Consider the following 16,306-nt stretch of genomic DNA (forward strand, 5'->3'; position numbering starts at 1 on the left):
TGACCTACCTCTGGGCAGGGCGTACGGCCTCTTCCTCCACCTCGGAGGTGTCCTCCGTACGGGCCACGGCATCGGAGGCCTTCGCCTTGGCCTCCTCGGCCGCGCGTTCGACCTTCTCCGGAGCGACGAAGCGGTAGCCGACGTTCCGTACGGTTCCGATGAGCGACTCGTGCTCGGGGCCGAGCTTGGCGCGCAGCCGCCGTACGTGGACGTCGACCGTGCGGGTGCCGCCGAAGTAGTCGTAGCCCCAGACCTCTTGCAGCAGCTGGGCCCGGGTGAAGACCCGGCCGGGATGCTGTGCGAGGTACTTGAGCAGCTCGAACTCCTTGAAGGTCAGGTCCAGGACCCTGCCCTTCAGCTTGGCGCTGTACGTCGCCTCGTCCACCGACAGGTCGCCGTTGCGGATCTCCATCGGGGAGTCGTCGACGGTGATCTGCTGGCGGCCCGTCGCGAGCCGCAGCCGTGCCTCGACCTCGGCCGGTCCGGCCGTGTCGAGCAGCACGTCGTCGACGCCCCAGTCCGCGGTCACGGCCGCGAGGCCGCCCTCGGTGACCACCAGGATCAGCGGGCAGCCGGGGCCCGTGGACCGCAGCAGCTGGCACAGCGACCGCACCTGCGGCAGATCGCGGCGGCCGTCGACGAGGATCACGTCGGCACCGGGGGTGTCGACCAGGGCCGGACCCTCGGCAGGGGCCACCCGTACGTTGTGCAGAAGCAGGCCGAGGGCGGGAAGTACCTCCGTCGACGGCTGGAGCGCATTGGTCAGCAGCAGCAGTGAGCTCATCGCGTCCCACCTGCCCTGATCGTCCTGCGTTCGTCGTTCTCGGTGTTCTCGGTGTTCTCGGTTCGCTCGTCGGTTCGCTCGTCCATGACGTCGGTTCCTCCTCGGTCCCTGCGAGGACGTGCACTGCTTCGTACAACAGCTCTCTCGCGCCTCGAGAGCCTTGTGAGTAATTGTTCACCAGTCCGTAACACCGGCCGGAAAACACAAAAGGACCCGGGGGCTGCATTGCCCGGATCCTCTGCCAGCAGAATAGCCCACATGAGATCTGTGGGAGAGGGCCGATTTCACACTGTGGACGTATCGAGGATCACGCCCCTTCCCCGGCACGCCACTCTCATGGCATCGGACGGCGTCCGGATCGAGGCGCTTTTCGAGCCGTGCGCGGCCGGTCCGGCCGACACCGCGATCGTCGTCGCGCACGGTTTCACCGGCTCTCTCGACCGGCCCGCCGTGCGCCGTGCCGCGCGGACGTTCGCGCAGTACGCGGGCGTGGTGACGTTCTCGTTCCGCGGGCACGGCGGCTCCGGAGGGCGCTCGACCGTCGGCGACCGCGAGGTGCTGGACCTGGCCGCCGCCGTGGAGTGGGCCCGCTCTCTCGGGCACACGAAGGTGATGACCGTCGGCTTCTCGATGGGAGGCTCCGTGGTGCTGCGACACGCGGCTCTGTACGGGCAGCGGATGCATGAGGGGCGTACGGAGGCACGTATGGAGGCACGCACGGACGCAGTGGTCGCCGTGAGCGCCCCCGCCCGCTGGTACTACCGCGGGACGGCGCCGATGCGGCGGCTGCACTGGGTCGTCACCCGGCCGACGGGCCGGCTCGTCGGCCGCTACGGATTCCGTACCCGTATCCACCACCAGGAGTGGGACCCGGTCCCACTCTCCCCGGTGGAGTCGGTGCCGCTGGTCGCGCCGGCGCCTCTGCTGATCGTCCACGGCGACCGCGACCCCTACTTCCCGCTCGACCACCCCCGAATGCTGGCCGCGGCGGCTCCCGAGGGAACGGCGGAGCTGTGGCTGGAGCCGGGCATGGGACACGCGGAGAATGCCGCGGACGAGGCGCTGCTCCGGCGCCTGGGGGACTGGCTCACCGGCAGATAGCCCATCATGGTGAGCGGCGCGCACATGAACGAAAGGAGTGCCGCTATGGCAGCGGGAACCATCCGCTTCTGGGCCGCGGCCAAGGCGGCGGCCCAGGTCGCGGAGGAGCCGTACACCGCGGAGACGCTCGCGGAGGCGCTCGACGCGGTGCGCGAGCGGCACCCGGGGGAGCTGACCCGGGTACTGCAGCGGTGTTCGTTCCTGGTCGACGGTGACCCCGTCGGCACCCGCGCACATGAGACCGTACGGCTTGCCGAGGGCGGCACGGTCGAGGTGCTCCCGCCGTTCGCAGGAGGGTGAACCGCACAGCATGAGCAGCGATCAGCAGTATCCGTACAGGCAGCAGCCGTACCCGCCTCACGAGGACCCGTACGGGCAGCAGCAGGCGGTCCAGGGCGCCGGTGAGACGCAGACCTGGCAGGGCGAGACCTGGGACACGCAGTACCAGCCGGTCGTGCGGCCCGCCCAGCCCGCGCCGGAAGGGGCGACGGCCTACGGTCAGATCGCCCAGCCCCCGCCCGAAGGGGCGACGGCCTACGGTCAGATCGCCCAGGCCGCGGCCGACACCGCGTACATCCCTGTGACCCCGGCCGGCGGCCGGCCACTGCCGCCGGAGGCTCCCGCGCCCGGCCCCCCGTACGGCCACGCACAGGCGTACGCCCCGGGCACAGCGCCCGCGGCGGGCCATGCGCCGGGTCATGCGCACGCGGCGTACGGCCACTCCGGCGAGCAGGGGCACACGGCTTACGCGGCGCACGCGGCTTACGAACCGGCGGCCGCGCAGGCGGCCACCGCGCCGGAACCGGCGGCCCACGCCACCGGGTACAGCACGCCCAGCGTCGGCGGCAACGCCCGGATCACCGACGCGCAGCGCGCGCGGGCGGAGGGCCGTTCGCCGATCATCGCGCCCGGGATGCAGTCCGCCGGACTGACCGCGGTGCTGGCACTGCTGCTCGCCGGCGGAGCGGCACTCGGCCCGTACGCGCTGCTCGTACCGCTCGTGCTGCTCCAGGCCGTCACGGCGGCCGGCTGGTTCAGGCTCAACGGCATGTGGCCGGCCCGGCAGGGCATCGCGCTCGCCTTCCTCGGCGGCGTGGCCGCCGACGCCGCGCTCCTCGCCTCCGGGGAGGGGAACGCGGCCGCCGCGATCGTCGGCACGCTCGGTGTGTGGGTGCTGCTCACGCTCGTCCTCCAGCTCCGCAGCCACGCGGGCCCCGAGGAGAGGATGTACGGGCTGATGGCGACCGTCGCCTCCGCGGCTCTGGCGATCCTCGCGACCGGCCATCTCGCCGCGGCGGGCGACGCCGTGGTCGTCGGCTCGGTCGCGGTGGCCGTGGCCACGCTCGCCCGTGCGCTGCCACCGTCGGGGCCGTCGTCCGTCGTCCTGTCCCTGCTGGCCGCGGCCGGTGGCGGTATCGCGGCGGGCGGGCTCACCGACCTGGGCGCCGAGGGCGCGCTGCTCGGCCTCGCGGCGGGCGGTTGCGCGCTGATCGGCCTGCGGGTCGCCTCGTACGACTACCCCTCCCGCTTCGTCCACATGACCGCGGGTGTGGCGCTGCCCCTGACGGCGGCGGCTCCTGCCGTCTACCTGATCGGCCGCGCGCTGGCATAGCCCCACCGTCTCGCGGGCAGGCGCGGAACCATCACAGGCCGCCGGACGTCGATCAATGCGCAGGCGTCGTCCGGACGGATTCGGGCTCAACGGGCGTCCGTGCCAGACAGGGTGGGGGACACCGAACACATGCGTGCACTGCGAATACTGACCGTCGTCGTCGTGATCCTGGGCGCCCTGTTCGTCGCCGTGGACCGGCTCGCGGTCAACATGGCCGAGTCGGAGGCGGCAGAGCGCATCAAGGTCCAGGAGGGGACGGCCGATTCGACGGACGTCTCCATCAAGGGCTTCCCGTTCCTGACCCAGGCGATGGACAAGAAGTTCGACGAGGTCACGATCAGCCTCACCGGCATCGAGACGAGGGCGGCGGGCCGGCCGGTGCGGATCGAGGAGATGACCGCCGACCTGTCCGACGTCCGCGTGGGCGAGGGGTATTCGAGTGCCACGGCCGCCCGCGCCGAGGGCACTGCCCGTATCTCGTACGCGGACCTCACCGCGGCGGCCGACGACGGTGTCAGCGTCGCGTACGGCCAGAACGGCAAGGTGAAGGTCACCGGGTCCGTGACGCTGCCGGTGTTCGGCAAGATCACGCGCAGCGTCGTCTCGACCGTGAGCATTGTCGACGGCGACACGATCCGGGTGCGGGCCGACAAGGTGCCCGGCGAGGGCATCCCGGGGCTCGAGGGCGAGGTCCGCAAGAAGACCGACTTCGACCGCAGGCTCGGCGGGCTCCCGGAGGGGCTCGAGCTGGAGAAGGTCGAGGCCGGGCCCGACGGTGTCGTGATCACGGTGACCGGCAAGGACGTCCGGCTGGCAGGCTGATCCGGGGCGTCGTGGCCGAATGGTGAGACGGCTGTGTCCGCTGGGCAGAAGGAGTCGTGACCCAGGTCACTCCAGGGTCCATGCCGAGGCGGTGTGCCCTTCTCGAGGTTTCACATAGTGGACGATCGCGTCTCACCATACGACACGCCGGTGACACGGCGGCCGACTCGTCCCTACGATCGGTGCCATGAAGCAGCGACAGGCGGATCTCACGAAGCGGCGGGCAGTAGACCTGTGCCGCGTCGCCGCCATGCTCTGTCGCACCATCTGAGCGGGAGCCCTGCCCCGTATCCCCCTGGCCCTTCGACCTCTTGTCAGGGCCGCCCCGTGCTGACCGACGCGACTTCCGCGTACCCGCACACCTCTCGCGCACAACCCCTCGCGCACCACCGCCGCACACTGCCCCGGAGGAGAACCACCATGAGCCGCAGCGACGTCCTGGTAGACGCCGACTGGGTCGAGGCCCACCTCGACGACCCGAAGGTCGTCATCGTCGAGGTCGACGAGGACACCTCGGCCTACGACAAGAACCACATCACGAACGCGATCCGCATCGACTGGACCAAGGACCTCCAGGACCCGGTCCGCCGTGACTTCATCGACCAGGAGGGTTTCGAGAAGCTCCTGTCGGCGAAGGGAATCGCGAACGACTCCACCGTCGTCCTCTACGGCGGCAACAACAACTGGTTCGCCTCCTACGCCTTCTGGTACTTCAAGCTCTACGGCCACAGCGACGTCCGCCTGCTCGACGGCGGCCGCAAGAAGTGGGAGCTCGATTCCCGCGACCTGGTCGCCGAGGTGCCGGTCCGTGAGGCGACCGAGTACAAGGCCAAGCCGCAGGACAAGTCCATCCGCGCCTTCCGTGACGACGTCGTCGCCGCGATCGGCAACCAGAACCTGGTCGACGTGCGTTCGCCCGACGAGTTCAGCGGCAAGCTGCTCGCCCCGGCGCACCTCCCGCAGGAGCAGTCGCAGCGCCCCGGCCATGTGCCCAGCGCCCGCAACATCCCGTGGTCGAAGAACGCCAACGACGACGGCACGTTCAAGTCCGACGAGGAGCTCAAGGCCCTCTACGAGGACGAGCAGGTCGACCTGTCGAAGGACACCATCGCCTACTGCCGCATCGGTGAGCGCTCCGCGCTGACGTGGTTCGTGCTGCACCAGCTCCTCGGCCAGGAGAACGTCAAGAACTACGACGGCTCGTGGACCGAGTACGGCTCCCTCGTCGGCGTGCCGATCGAGCTCGGCGCCAACAAGTAACCCACCCCGACCTTCTGCAAGGAGAAACAGCATGTGTGGAGCGCAGGTCGGTGGCCCCGACGCCTCGACGATCAAGCCCGGTGAGACCACCATCCAGGGTCAGGTGACCCGTGACGGCGAGCCGGTGACGGGCTACGTCCGTCTGCTGGACTCGACCGGAGAGTTCACCGCCGAGGTCCCGACCTCGGCGACCGGACAGTTCCGCTTCTACGCGGCCGAGGGCACGTGGACCCTGCGTGCGCTCGTCCCCGGAGCCACGGCGGACCGCACGGTCGTCGCACAGACGGGTGGCCTCTCCGAGGTCGCCATCGCCGTCTGATTCATTGACAGGCCGAAGGGCCGCACCTCCTGGGGGTTGGACGCTTACCGGGAACGAGGTGCGGCCCTTCGGTCGTGTCCGGGCGCGGTCGTACGCTGGAGACATGTACGCGCGACGGCGCCGCAACTACTTCCTGATGATGGGCGGATGCCTCGTCCTCTTCGTGTCCGCCTGGGCCGTGGTGCGGCTCTGGTCGGTCCCGGTGGCCGTGGGCATGTGCGTGGTCGCCATGGTCATTCCCCCGGTCGCGGCGATGGTCGCGAACCGGCGCGGCCCGGACGACCGCTGGTGGGACGACCCCAGCGGCGACCCGAAGTCCGACGAGTGGTGGGACGAGCTCGACGGCAAGCGCCGACCGCGTCAGTAGGCGGGGCCGGCAGCAGGGGTGTGCCGCGTCAGTAGACGAGCGCCTGCACGTCCTCCGGCATGATCTCGCTGACGAACACCTGTGCGCCCGCGATCCGTACCCCCTCGAGGGTGTCCTTCTCCGTGATGTCGCGACGTGCCGCGCACTGCGTGCACAGGGTGATGAGCCCGTTCGCCTGGATGGTCTCGATCAGCTCGGGCAGCGGCGCCGCGTGCGGCAGCTCGAACTCGGCCGCCCGCCCGGGCAGCGCGAACCACGCGGACTCGCCGGTCAGCCAGAGCGAGACCTGCACACCACTGGCCGCGGCGACGGCCGCGACCGTGAAGGCCTGGGAGCAGCGCTCGGGCGCGTCGGCACCGGCAGTCACCTTGATCACGAGCTTCTTCGCCATATGCCGAACTGTAATGCGCGGTCCTGCAACCCGGATCACCCGCTGTGGGGCAGCTGTGTGCGCGGATGGGGAATTCGCGCCTCAGGTCTTGCGGGGGGACCCCTTTGGAAAGTCAGGACAGGCCGGACAGCCCCGGACAGGCGGGACGGCGACACGCTCGCCCTGGTCGTGCAGAGCCGCAAGGGCGAGGCGGCCCAGGTCCCGTTCCGTCGGACGGTGATCCTGCAGAACCAGCTGCTGGGCTGACGCGGACCTCACAGAACGGGCCGGACCCGGGCCCACTAAGCTGGGGTCCGGCCCGCTATTGCCTTCACGCTCATTCGAGGAGCACCCCGTGATCGTTTTCTTCGAAGCCCTGCTGGTTCTGGTCTGCGTCGGCGTCCTCGCCTTCGCCGGTCTGACCGTGAAGAAGCTGTACCAGGGCCAGCGATAGTCCCCCGTATCACTACAGATCGACAGAGCTGCTCATGATCGAGATCCCGTCCGACCTGAATCCGGACCTCGTCCCCCTCGCGTTCCTCCTCGGCACGTGGGAGGGCGCGGGCGTTTCCGACTTCCCCGGCGCCGAGAAGTGCAACTTCGGCCAGTCCGTGACCTTCAGCCACGACGGCCGGGACTTCGTCGAGTACGTCTCGCACTCCTGGGTGCTCGACGCCGAGGGCAACAAGGTCAAGCCGCTGGAGAGCGAGAGCGGCTACTGGCGCATCGACAAGGACCGCAAGGTCGAGGTCGTCATGGTCCGCGACCAGGGCATCGTCGAGGTCTGGTACGGCGAGCTCGCCGACCAGAAGCCCCAGATCGACCTGGTCACCGACGCCGTCGCGCGCACCGCGGCCTCCGGCCCGTACACCGGCGGCAAGCGTCTCTACGGCTACGTCAAGAGCGACCTGATGTGGGTGGGCGAGAAGGCCACGCCCGATGTGCCGCTCCGGCCGTACATGTCGGCGCACCTGAAGAAGGTCGTCACCGCGGAGCAGGTCGAGTCCTGGGCCAAGGATCTGGGTGACCTGCCGGACGACGGGATCGCCTTCTTCAAGTAGGCCGTCTCTTTCGAGCAGGCCCCCTCCTTCACGCAGGCGTCTCCGGATGGTCCGGCGGGGCCGGGGGGACGGTCCAGCAGGGCCCGGGGCGCGGCTGCCTACACTGGGGGCGTGGTGAGCACCGACTGGAAGAGTGATCTGCGGCAGCGCGGTTACCGGCTGACACCGCAGCGCCAGCTTGTCCTCGAAGCCGTCGACACCCTCGAGCACGCCACCCCGGACGACATCCTCGTCGAGGTGCGCAAGACCGCGTCGGGGGTGAACATCTCCACCGTCTACCGGACGCTGGAGCTGCTCGAGGAGCTGGGACTCGTCTCCCATGCCCATCTCGGGCACGGCGCCCCGACCTATCATCTGGCCGACCGGCACCACCACCTCCACCTGGTGTGCCGGGACTGCACGGACGTGATCGAGGCGGACGTCACCGTCGCCGCCGACTTCACCGCGAAGCTGCGCGACACCTTCGGCTTCGAGACCGACATGAAGCACTTCGCGATCTTCGGCCGTTGCCGGGACTGCACAGTGAAGGCAGCGGAAGCCGAGTCGTAGGCTGGGGCCATGTCACCGACCAGTCCTCTGTTGTCCCTGCCCGGCGCGGTCCCCGCCGAGGGGCGTGACGAAGGGGTCGCCGCGCACTACGGCGACCTGTTCCGCGAGCAGCGCGCCCTCGCCGACGGCAAGGGATTCGTCGATCTCTCCAACCGCGGCGTCGTCACCGTGACCGGCGAGGAACGGCTGAGCTGGCTGCATCTGCTGCTCACCCAGCATGTGAGCGACCTCCCCGCCGGCCAGGCCACGGAGGCGCTGATCCTCACCGCCCACGGCCACATCGAGCACGCCCTGTATCTCGTCGACGACGGCGAGACGGTCTGGGCGCACGTCGAGCCGGGCACGCGCGAGGCGCTGATCGGCTACCTCGAGTCGATGAAGTTCTTCTACAAGGCCGAAGTCGCCGACCGCACCGACGAGTTCGCGGTCGTCCACCTGCCCGCCGGGTCCATCGCGGAGGTGCCGGAGGGCGTCGTCGTACGGGAGACGGCGCACGGCCGGGACCTGTTCCTGCCGCGTGCCGACCTCGAGTCGTACGCGGCCAAGGCCGGTCCGGCCGCGGGAATCCTCGCGTACGAGGCGCTGCGGGTGGAGAACCGCCGTCCGCGGCTGGGCTTCGAGACCGACCACCGCACCATCCCGCACGAGCTGGGCTGGATCGGCAGCGCGGTCCACCTCCAGAAGGGCTGCTACCGCGGCCAGGAGACCGTCGCCCGTGTCCACAACCTGGGGAAGCCGCCGCGCCGTCTCGTCTTCCTCCATCTGGACGGCAGCGAGGTGCACCTGCCACCGCCCGGCACCCCGGTGCGGCTCGCGTCCGACGGGGACGAGGGCCGCCAGCTGGGCTTCGTCACGACGTCCGCCCGCCACTACGAGCTGGGCCCGATCGCGCTCGCGCTGGTGAAGCGCAATGTGCCGGTGGACGCCGAGCTGCTGGCCGGCTCCACACCGGCCGCGCAGGAGACGGTCGTCGAGGCGTAGCGAGCCCGGAGGCCGGTCCCCCGGGCTCGAGGTCCTGGTCCCGCTTTTGTGCTCAGACCTCGATCAGCACGGTGAACGGGCCGTTGTTCGTGAGCGAGACCTTCATCCGCGCTCCGAAGCGTCCCGTCTCCACCTGCGCGCCGAGCACCCGCAGTTGCGCCACCACCTCGTCGACGAGCGGCTCGGCCACCGGGCCGGGCGCCGCCGCGTTCCAGGTGGGGCGGCGGCCCTTGCGGGCGTCTCCGTAGAGGGTGAACTGCGAGATCACCAGCAGCGGCGCGCCCACGTCCGAGCAGGACTTCTCGTCCTCGAGCATACGAACCGACCATAGCTTTCTGGCCAGTTGGGCCGCCTTCTCCTTGGTGTCCTCGTGGGTCACCCCCACCAGCACACACAGCCCCTCGCCGACGATCTCGCCGACGGTCTCCGGTCCCGAATCACCGGGCACCACGACGCTTGCACCGTCCACCCTCTGCACCACTGCACGCATACAGGCCAACCTATCGGGGCCGTCCGCACCGCCATTCAGGGCCGAACGGGTGCAGAGCGCCTGCGACGGGACGTATCGGAGTGGCACCATGCACCAAGGCGGTGCAACCCCTCGGCCCTCCGGGCCTGGGGAGGCCCATGCACCGGTCGAGGGGACGGACTACGCAGATGAGCACTTCTGGCGCCGGGCAGTCGCTCGGTCCCGTACCGATCCGGCAGCAGCGGCCCGTTCCGGCGAACCGGCCACCGCGGCAGCGCAGCGGCGCGGAGCTGCCGGAGCACCCGGAGCACGACCTCGGCGCACTGTGTCTGCCCGAGCTGCGCACGCTGCGCCGTGACTCCCAGCGCGACGAGGCAGACCTCAGCTACGTGCGGCGGCTGGTCCAGGGCCGCATCGACATCCTCCGCGCCGAGCTGGCCCGCCGTACGGCCCCCGGCACGCCGGCCGCGGGCCGGCTGCCCGTCGACCGGCAGCTCGTCGACCGGCTGTCGGAGATCCTCGCCGACGCACCCTCCCGGCGGGGCTCCTCCGCCCGCCACGTCACGCTCGCCACGCCACGCGGCGAGGAGTACCGGCGGCTCGCCTCCGACATGCTCGACGAGGTGGAGCTGTCCGACCTCGACGCCCGTACGGACGACGAGCTCCACGCGGCGATGGGACGGCTGCTCGGCTACGAGCAGCAGGTCTCGCACCGCCGCCGGCTGCTCCAGCGGACCGCCGACGATTGCAGCGCCGAGATCGCCCGCAGGTACCGTGAAGGCGAAGCGCAAGTAGACGACCTGCTCACCTGAAGAGATTCTTCCGGGCGCGGGTCCCCTGCCCCAGAAGGCCGCCGATGTCCTCCTCGTCCTCGTCGAGCACCCCCGCCATATCCCCGGTTCTCGCGGAGGTCGTCCGCTCCGGTTTCGTGGAGGGCCGCCACCGGGGTTCGCTCGTCGTCCTGGCGGCGGACGGCAGTGTGCAGCTGGCGCTCGGCGACCCGTCCCGGCCCGTGTTCCCGCGCTCCTCCAACAAGCCGATGCAGGCCGCGGCCGTGCTGCGGGCCGGGCTCGACCTGGGCGGGCAGCGCCTCGCGCTCGCCGGGGCCAGCCACTCCGGTGAGAGCTTCCACCTCGATCTCGTGCGCAAGATGCTCGCCGAGCACAGCCTCTCCGCACACGAGCTGCAGACCCCGCCCGATCTGCCGCTGGACCTGGCCGAGGCGGAGACGTACCTGGCGTCGGGGCACGTACGCGACAAGGTCGCCATGAACTGCTCGGGCAAGCACGCCGCGATGCTCGCCGCCTGCGCCGTCAACGGCTGGGACCGTACGAGCTACCTCGACCCGGCGCATCCGCTGCAGCAGCTGGTCCACACGGTGGTCGAGGAGGCGGCCGGTGAAGCGGTGACGGCCGTCGGCACGGACGGCTGCGGCGCGCCGCTCATGGCGGTCAGCCTGACCGGCCTGGCCCGCGCCTTCCGGCACTTCGTGCTCGCCGCCCCCGGCTCTGCGGAGCGCCGCGTCGCCGACGCGATGCGCACGCATCCCGAGTACGTCGCCGGTACGCGCCGCGCCGACACGTGGCTGATGCGCGGGGTGCCCGGCGCGCTGTCCAAGATGGGCGCGGAGGCGGTGCAGGCGGTGGCGCTCGCGGACGGCAGGGCGCTTGCCTTCAAGGTCGAGGACGGGGCGACGCGGGCGCTGGGGCCGGTGCTGGCTCGGACGCTGCGGCTGATGGGCGTCGACTCGCCCGAGCTCGACCGGATCGGGAGCATGCCGCTGCTCGGCGGGGGCGTCGAGGTGGGATCGGTCCGGGCGGCGTTCTGACGTGCCCCGGCGCCGACGGGCGGTGCGGGAAATCGGGGTGCGGGGCCCGGACGGGCGCGCCTAGCGTGTCGGCATGACCGTCGAAACGCGCCTGATCACCGAGTCCGAGTATCCCGACTGGCTGCGGGCACTGGCCACCGGTTTCCTCCGGCCGCCGGTGGTCACGGACGACGAGGCCGCCGAGCGCCGGGCCGGCACGGACCTCGGCCGGGTCAGGGGCGCGTTCGACGAGGGCCGGTGCGTGGCGACGTTCCGCTCCTTCGCGCAGCAGCTCACCACGGTGGGCGGTGCCCGGCTCGCCGCGAGCGCGGTCTCGAACGTCACCGTCTCCCCGACCCACCGCCGTCGCGGCCTGCTCAGCCGGATGATGAACACCGAGCTGTCCGAGGCCAAGGAGCGCGGCGAGACGGTCTCGACGCTGATCGCCGCCGAGTACCCGATCTACGGCCGGTACGGCTACGGCCCGGCCACCACGACCACCGAGTGGTCCGTCGACGTCCCCCGTGCCGGTCTCGACCCGCGCTGGTCGGGCCCGGACGACGGCGGCCGGATCGACCTGGTCGACGGCACGGACGTCCGCAAGCTCGGGCCGGAACTCCACGCGCGGCTCGCGGCCGCGCAGCACGGCCTGGTCGACCGGGACGAGCGCTGGTGGCACCAGGCAACGGGCCTGACGCGGCTCGCCCCGCACTCGTGGACGGAGCCGTTCCACGCGGTTCGCCGCTCGGCGGACGGCTCCGTCGAGGGGCTGCTGACATACGCCGCGGACGACAACTGGGGAGACGCCAAGCAACCCCTCAACACGGCCACCGTGCGTGATCTGATCACCCTCACCCCGGCCGCCGAGCGCGCGCTGTGGCGTTTCGTCTGCTCGATCGACTGGATCACCACGGTCCGCTCCGGCTACCGCGCCCCCGACGACCTGCTGCCCCACCTCCTCCCCGACCCGCGCGCGGCGCGCGTCGTCACGCACGCGGACTTCCTGTGGCTGCGCCTCCTTGACGTGCCGCGTGCGCTGGAGGCCCGCACGTACCCGGCATCGGCCACGCTGGTCCTCGACGTCCCCGACGGGGCCGGCCTGTCCGGCGGCCGCTTCCGCCTGGACGCCTCCCCGGACGGCACGACCTGCACGGTGACCACCGAGTCCCCAGACCTCACCCTGGCCATCGGTGAGCTGGCCACGCTCTACCTGGGCGACGAGTCCCCGACGCGCCTGGCGGCCCTCGGCCGCCTCGACGAACACCGCCCGGGAGCGGTGGAAACGGCGACCGGGCTGTTCCGCCCGGGGCGGCGGCCTTGGTGTCCGGACGTGTTCTGAGGGCGCCCGGGACGGGGCCTTCGCGGCGAGGCGCCGGACGAGTTCTCAGGGGCGCCCGGGACGGGACCTGTGTGGTCCTGTATCCCGGGCGTGGTCCGACAGTGTCGGGACAAATGCAGGTCACTGGCCCGGCTGCGTCAGCAGCAGCACGAGGATGATGGAGCCGATAGCGGTGCAGGTGGCGCTTTTGGCCTTCACCCCGATGGTCAGCATGGCCAGACCCACCACGCCCATGGCGCCGAACTGCCATTGGACGAGCTGCTCGAAGCCGAGGGCGAAGGTTGCGAGTACAAGGGCGAGCAAGGGCATGGGGGTCCCCTCCTTCAAACGGCGGGGAGCGCCCCCTGCCCGCACGCCGTTGTACCCGGCCAGGGCGCCCCGTGGAAGTTCGCTCGAGCAGTCAAGTGTCGGACAAATAAATCCGGTTGACCTGTCATTTGTCTTCCCGTTTAAGGCGTGTCAGTAAACTTGTATGACTATTGTCTGGGATGGTTGACTGGAAATTGCCCGGTCCTGCCGAAGTGGACCGGTCCTGTCTCATTCGACGGGGCAATTACGCCTGGCCTCGCTGTAGTTGTACGGTGTAGCGGTGGCAACACGCGGACAAGCAGGTGACGACCGCAGGAAGTACGAGTACGTCGCAGAGCAGTTGAGGTCCCGCATCAGGGGCGGCGTGTACGGAGTCGGCAAGCTGCTGCCCACACAACGGGAGTTGGTGGACGACTTCGACGTGTCACGCGCGACGGTCACCACCGCCCTGCGGCTCCTGCGGGACGAGGGTCTGATCGAGTCCCGCCAGGGCAGTGGCGCCCGTGTACTGCCTGCTCAGGCAGGCTCCGTCGCCGCCTCGGCGCCGGGCCTGCCCGCGAGTGCCCGTCCGGCGCTGGAGACGCTCCACCCCCACCTTCAAGCCGCTTTCGAGGCCGAGCGCATCACTATGGATGTGTTCTCCCTGACATCGGAGACGATGAATCGGCACCTGGGGGCGCAGATCACCCGAATCCACGACGGCGAAATCCAGCCACAGAGCATCTCGCTGCGACTGATGCTTCCCGACCCGAAGATCAGGCTGGCGTTCCCCGCGTCCCTGGAGGACTCCGAGGACGAGCGGCCACGCCAACGACACCGGGACACGTTGATCCAATGCTCCCGGTCGTTGCGGAGCGAGTTGCGTACTCTCAAGCGACAGCGGCTCGTCGCGGAGGTGTCGGTGCGGATCAGGACCGTGCCTCTCACACCGACCGGCAAGATGTACCTGCTGAACAAGGATCTGCTGCTCGAGGGCTACTACACCCTGGAGGGCACGGATCCGGATCCTGTCGAGGGCGAGGAGCAGGAGGGCACAACCCTCAACTCCCTCGGACTCGGCGCCACGCTTTTTCCGTACTCCAAGCCTGACCAGGCACTGAAGGTGGAGACAGCGCAGTCCTTCTTCGACTCCTATTGGGACCTGCTGGCCCAGGATGCGGACTTCGTCGACCAACCGTGACCACAGAAACCTCCACCCCGCCCCGGGGCCTGCTGCCCAGTGCGTCCCTCGTCGTGTGGGACTTCGACGGCCCCGTGTGTGATCTGTTCGCCGGCAATGCGGCCTCGGGTATCGCCGAGAGGCTCTGCGCGCTGGTAGGAGCAGACGCCTGCTTCGAAGCCGGAATCATCGGTGAGCGCGACCCGCTGGAAGTGCTGCGGCGGATGCATGCCACCCATCAGCGTGATGCTCCCGACGTGATCAGGACTGTCCGCAAGTCACTGGACGAGGAAGAGACAACGGCGGCGGAGACCGCCGTCCCGACCCCGGGCGCACGGGAGGCCATGGTCCGTCTGAGGTGTGGTGGTGCCCGGTTGGCCATCGTCTCCAACAACTGTGAGGCGGCCGTGCGCGCCTATCTCGACCGCCATGAGCTCTCCGGGTTCTTCACCGCCGGGATCGTCGGCCGGCCCGACGATCCGTGCTTGATGAAACCGCACCCCGACGGGCTGCTTCGGGTGCTTCGGGCGAGCGGGACCCGGACCGCGGACGCGGTGATGATCGGTGACTCCCGGGCGGACGCGCGCGCGGCGCGTACGGCAGGTGTCCGCTTCATCGGGGTGCACGCCGATCCGGGCACATGGCGGGACACGGAGCCCGGCGACGTGGTGCACGCCGTACCCGATGTCGAGGCGCTGCTCCTCGACTTTGCTGCGGCGCAAGGGGTTTGAGGCTCCGGCTGCTGTTGGGTATGAAGTTGACCGGCGGTAGGTGACGACCCGTCCGTCCGTGACTTCGGCCTCGAGAGCGCAGGAGCCGCATGCCCGATGTAGCGCGCAGCGACTCCGGCCGTGTCGTGGACAGCTGGGAGTCGCTGTACCGGACGGCAGCCGAGGGCACTCCGCTCACCGGCTACTACCACCGCAATTACTGCGCGCGGCTTCCTCCCGCGCTGGCCCGGTCCGTCGCTCTGCCTTCCGGAACGATCGTGAAGCTACGGGCCCCGATCACCGACGCCGCCCAGCTCAATCTGCGGATATGGCCGGAGGGCGAGGTGCTGGGGGCCATCGAGGGCCTGGTCGCGGACAGCCCCCGGGTGCTCGCCGACCGGCCCGGCTTCACCGTGCACTCGTTCGCCGCGGGCCGGACGCTGTCGGAACTGGCAGGCTCCGGCGGTGCGGTGGGCCGCGCGTACATCGACTCCCTGGGGGAGCTGTTCCGGCAGATCGCCGCGGTGCCGTCCGCGCTGCTGCCCGCGTGCCCGGACGACTGGCCCACGGACGGCGACTGCGCCGGCTTTCTGCGCACCCTTGTCGAGTTCACCGAGACCGAGGTGAAACGGCGGCACGGCATGGACCACCAGGCCCTGTTCTCGGCGCTCCAGGTGCCCGACGACGCCTTCGCGCGGCTGCTCGACCGCGCCGGTTCTCTCGGGGAGCGTCCGTTCGTGCTCCTGCACACCGACATCCACCGCGGCAATCTCATCGTCGGCCCCGGCGGGCGGCTGTCCCTGATCGACTGGGAGCTCGCCCTCTTGGGCGACCCGGTGTACGAGATCGCCTCGCATCTCTCCCGTATGCGGTACGCGAAGCGGGCAGAACGGCGGGCGGTGCGCAGGACGTGGCGTGCCGCACTGCGTCACAGTCGCCCTGCGGCGCTGGCGGGCCACCGCAGGGCGCTGAGGATCTACCTGGACTTCGAGCGGTTGCAGTCGGTTCACGTCGATGTGATCAGGCTGGCGCTCAGCTTTGCGCGCTGCTCGGACCGGGCCGGCCGTGAGCGCTCTGTCGCCGGCATCGAGGCCGTACTGCGGGCAGCGCGCAGGCCGCTCGGGATGCGTCGCGTGCCGAGCCGGCGGCGGATAGGACAGGCGCTGGTACGCACCGCTCCCTAGGGCGTGTGTCGAAAGTCCCGCCTGGCCCACGACGCCTGGCACGCACACTCGCTGCGTTGTCGGAGTCATCCAAGTACGTCCAGTACGAGGATGATCCTCCGCC

21 protein-coding genes are annotated in these 16,306 nt (G+C 70.3%); 17 read left to right on the plus strand and 4 right to left on the minus strand.

Annotated elements, in window-relative coordinates; all coding sequences use genetic code 11:
* Positions 1-4: 4 nt before the first annotated feature.
* Entirely contained in the window at positions 5-784 is a 780-nt protein-coding gene (locus tag ACZ4SA_RS30255) for a response regulator transcription factor (protein WP_468280836.1), read from the minus strand.
* 258 nt (positions 785-1,042) lie between these two features.
* Between ACZ4SA_RS30255 and ACZ4SA_RS30260 the strand changes: the two genes are divergently transcribed.
* The 8 genes from ACZ4SA_RS30260 to ACZ4SA_RS30295 all read left to right on the plus strand — a co-directional run bounded on the left by ACZ4SA_RS30260 (position 1,043) and on the right by ACZ4SA_RS30295 (position 6,265).
* On the plus strand, positions 1,043-1,885 hold the full coding sequence (locus ACZ4SA_RS30260) for an alpha/beta hydrolase family protein (protein ID WP_468280837.1): 843 nt from the start codon (positions 1,043-1,045) through the stop codon (positions 1,883-1,885).
* Between the two features lie 45 nt (positions 1,886-1,930).
* Positions 1,931-2,185: a MoaD/ThiS family protein gene (locus tag ACZ4SA_RS30265; protein ID WP_468280839.1), complete on the plus strand. Its 255-nt coding sequence runs from the start codon at positions 1,931-1,933 to the stop codon at positions 2,183-2,185.
* A 10-nt stretch (positions 2,186-2,195) separates the two neighbouring features.
* Positions 2,196-3,497 (plus strand): hypothetical protein, encoded by a 1,302-nt coding sequence (locus ACZ4SA_RS30270; protein WP_468280840.1) that lies wholly within the window; start codon positions 2,196-2,198, stop codon positions 3,495-3,497.
* A 129-nt stretch (positions 3,498-3,626) separates the two neighbouring features.
* Positions 3,627-4,319, plus strand: coding sequence for an LmeA family phospholipid-binding protein (locus tag ACZ4SA_RS30275; RefSeq protein ID WP_468280841.1), 693 nt, complete (start codon positions 3,627-3,629; stop codon positions 4,317-4,319).
* A gap of 187 nt (positions 4,320-4,506) precedes the next feature.
* A complete protein-coding gene (locus ACZ4SA_RS30280; RefSeq protein WP_468280873.1) occupies positions 4,507-4,590 on the plus strand; it encodes a putative leader peptide in 84 nt (27 codons plus the stop codon).
* Positions 4,591-4,739: 149 nt separating this feature from the next.
* Positions 4,740-5,579, plus strand: a complete 840-nt coding sequence (locus ACZ4SA_RS30285) for a sulfurtransferase (RefSeq protein WP_468280842.1) — start codon at positions 4,740-4,742, stop codon at positions 5,577-5,579.
* 31 nt (positions 5,580-5,610) lie between these two features.
* Positions 5,611-5,898 carry a DUF1416 domain-containing protein gene (locus ACZ4SA_RS30290; protein WP_356631610.1) on the plus strand — a complete coding sequence of 96 codons (288 nt, stop codon included), beginning with the start codon at positions 5,611-5,613 and terminating at the stop codon, positions 5,896-5,898.
* 103 nt (positions 5,899-6,001) lie between these two features.
* Positions 6,002-6,265: a DUF3099 domain-containing protein gene (locus ACZ4SA_RS30295; protein WP_468280845.1), complete on the plus strand. Its 264-nt coding sequence runs from the start codon at positions 6,002-6,004 to the stop codon at positions 6,263-6,265.
* Positions 6,266-6,293: 28 nt separating this feature from the next.
* On the opposite strand, the gene ACZ4SA_RS30300 is transcribed toward ACZ4SA_RS30295, so the two are convergent.
* Positions 6,294-6,656: a DsrE family protein gene (locus ACZ4SA_RS30300; protein WP_468280846.1), complete on the minus strand. Its 363-nt coding sequence runs from the start codon at positions 6,654-6,656 to the stop codon at positions 6,294-6,296.
* Between the two features lie 467 nt (positions 6,657-7,123).
* Here ACZ4SA_RS30300 and ACZ4SA_RS30305 point away from each other — a divergent pair, with 467 nt between their 5' ends.
* From ACZ4SA_RS30305 to ygfZ, 3 genes are all read left to right on the plus strand, one after another.
* Complete coding sequence (locus ACZ4SA_RS30305) at positions 7,124-7,696, plus strand: heme-binding beta-barrel domain-containing protein (RefSeq protein ID WP_468280848.1); 573 nt, start codon at positions 7,124-7,126, stop codon at positions 7,694-7,696.
* A gap of 111 nt (positions 7,697-7,807) precedes the next feature.
* Positions 7,808-8,245 (plus strand): Fur family transcriptional regulator, encoded by a 438-nt coding sequence (locus tag ACZ4SA_RS30310; RefSeq protein WP_468280850.1) that lies wholly within the window; start codon positions 7,808-7,810, stop codon positions 8,243-8,245.
* Between the two features lie 9 nt (positions 8,246-8,254).
* Positions 8,255-9,226, plus strand: a complete 972-nt coding sequence (gene ygfZ / locus ACZ4SA_RS30315) for a CAF17-like 4Fe-4S cluster assembly/insertion protein YgfZ (RefSeq protein WP_468280852.1) — start codon at positions 8,255-8,257, stop codon at positions 9,224-9,226.
* Between the two features lie 52 nt (positions 9,227-9,278).
* Here ygfZ and dtd read toward each other — a convergent pair whose 3' ends face one another.
* A complete protein-coding gene (gene dtd, locus ACZ4SA_RS30320; RefSeq protein ID WP_468280854.1) occupies positions 9,279-9,716 on the minus strand; it encodes a D-aminoacyl-tRNA deacylase in 438 nt (145 codons plus the stop codon).
* 167 nt (positions 9,717-9,883) lie between these two features.
* Here dtd and ACZ4SA_RS30325 point away from each other — a divergent pair, with 167 nt between their 5' ends.
* From ACZ4SA_RS30325 to ACZ4SA_RS30335, 3 genes are all read left to right on the plus strand, one after another.
* Positions 9,884-10,507, plus strand: coding sequence for an RsiG family protein (locus ACZ4SA_RS30325; RefSeq protein ID WP_468280855.1), 624 nt, complete (start codon positions 9,884-9,886; stop codon positions 10,505-10,507).
* A 44-nt stretch (positions 10,508-10,551) separates the two neighbouring features.
* Positions 10,552-11,523, plus strand: a complete 972-nt coding sequence (locus ACZ4SA_RS30330) for an asparaginase (RefSeq protein WP_468280857.1) — start codon at positions 10,552-10,554, stop codon at positions 11,521-11,523.
* Between the two features lie 73 nt (positions 11,524-11,596).
* Positions 11,597-12,841, plus strand: coding sequence for a GNAT family N-acetyltransferase (locus ACZ4SA_RS30335; protein WP_468280859.1), 1,245 nt, complete (start codon positions 11,597-11,599; stop codon positions 12,839-12,841).
* Positions 12,842-12,961: 120 nt separating this feature from the next.
* On the opposite strand, the gene ACZ4SA_RS30340 is transcribed toward ACZ4SA_RS30335, so the two are convergent.
* Positions 12,962-13,150 (minus strand): hypothetical protein, encoded by a 189-nt coding sequence (locus tag ACZ4SA_RS30340; protein ID WP_468280861.1) that lies wholly within the window; start codon positions 13,148-13,150, stop codon positions 12,962-12,964.
* A 280-nt stretch (positions 13,151-13,430) separates the two neighbouring features.
* Here ACZ4SA_RS30340 and ACZ4SA_RS30345 point away from each other — a divergent pair, with 280 nt between their 5' ends.
* The 3 genes from ACZ4SA_RS30345 (at position 13,431) to ACZ4SA_RS30355 (ending at position 16,203) form a co-directional block, all read left to right on the plus strand.
* Positions 13,431-14,330, plus strand: coding sequence for a GntR family transcriptional regulator (locus tag ACZ4SA_RS30345; RefSeq protein WP_468280863.1), 900 nt, complete (start codon positions 13,431-13,433; stop codon positions 14,328-14,330).
* On the plus strand, positions 14,327-15,040 hold the full coding sequence (locus ACZ4SA_RS30350; RefSeq protein ID WP_468280865.1) for an HAD family hydrolase: 714 nt from the start codon (positions 14,327-14,329) through the stop codon (positions 15,038-15,040). The genes ACZ4SA_RS30345 and ACZ4SA_RS30350 overlap by 4 nt, the downstream gene beginning before the upstream one ends.
* Before the next feature lie 89 nt (positions 15,041-15,129).
* Positions 15,130-16,203 (plus strand): aminoglycoside phosphotransferase family protein, encoded by a 1,074-nt coding sequence (locus tag ACZ4SA_RS30355; protein WP_468280867.1) that lies wholly within the window; start codon positions 15,130-15,132, stop codon positions 16,201-16,203.
* The last annotated feature ends 103 nt before the right edge of the window (positions 16,204-16,306 follow it).

The sequence above is a fragment of the Streptomyces sp. NPDC027962 genome (assembly GCF_055566095.1).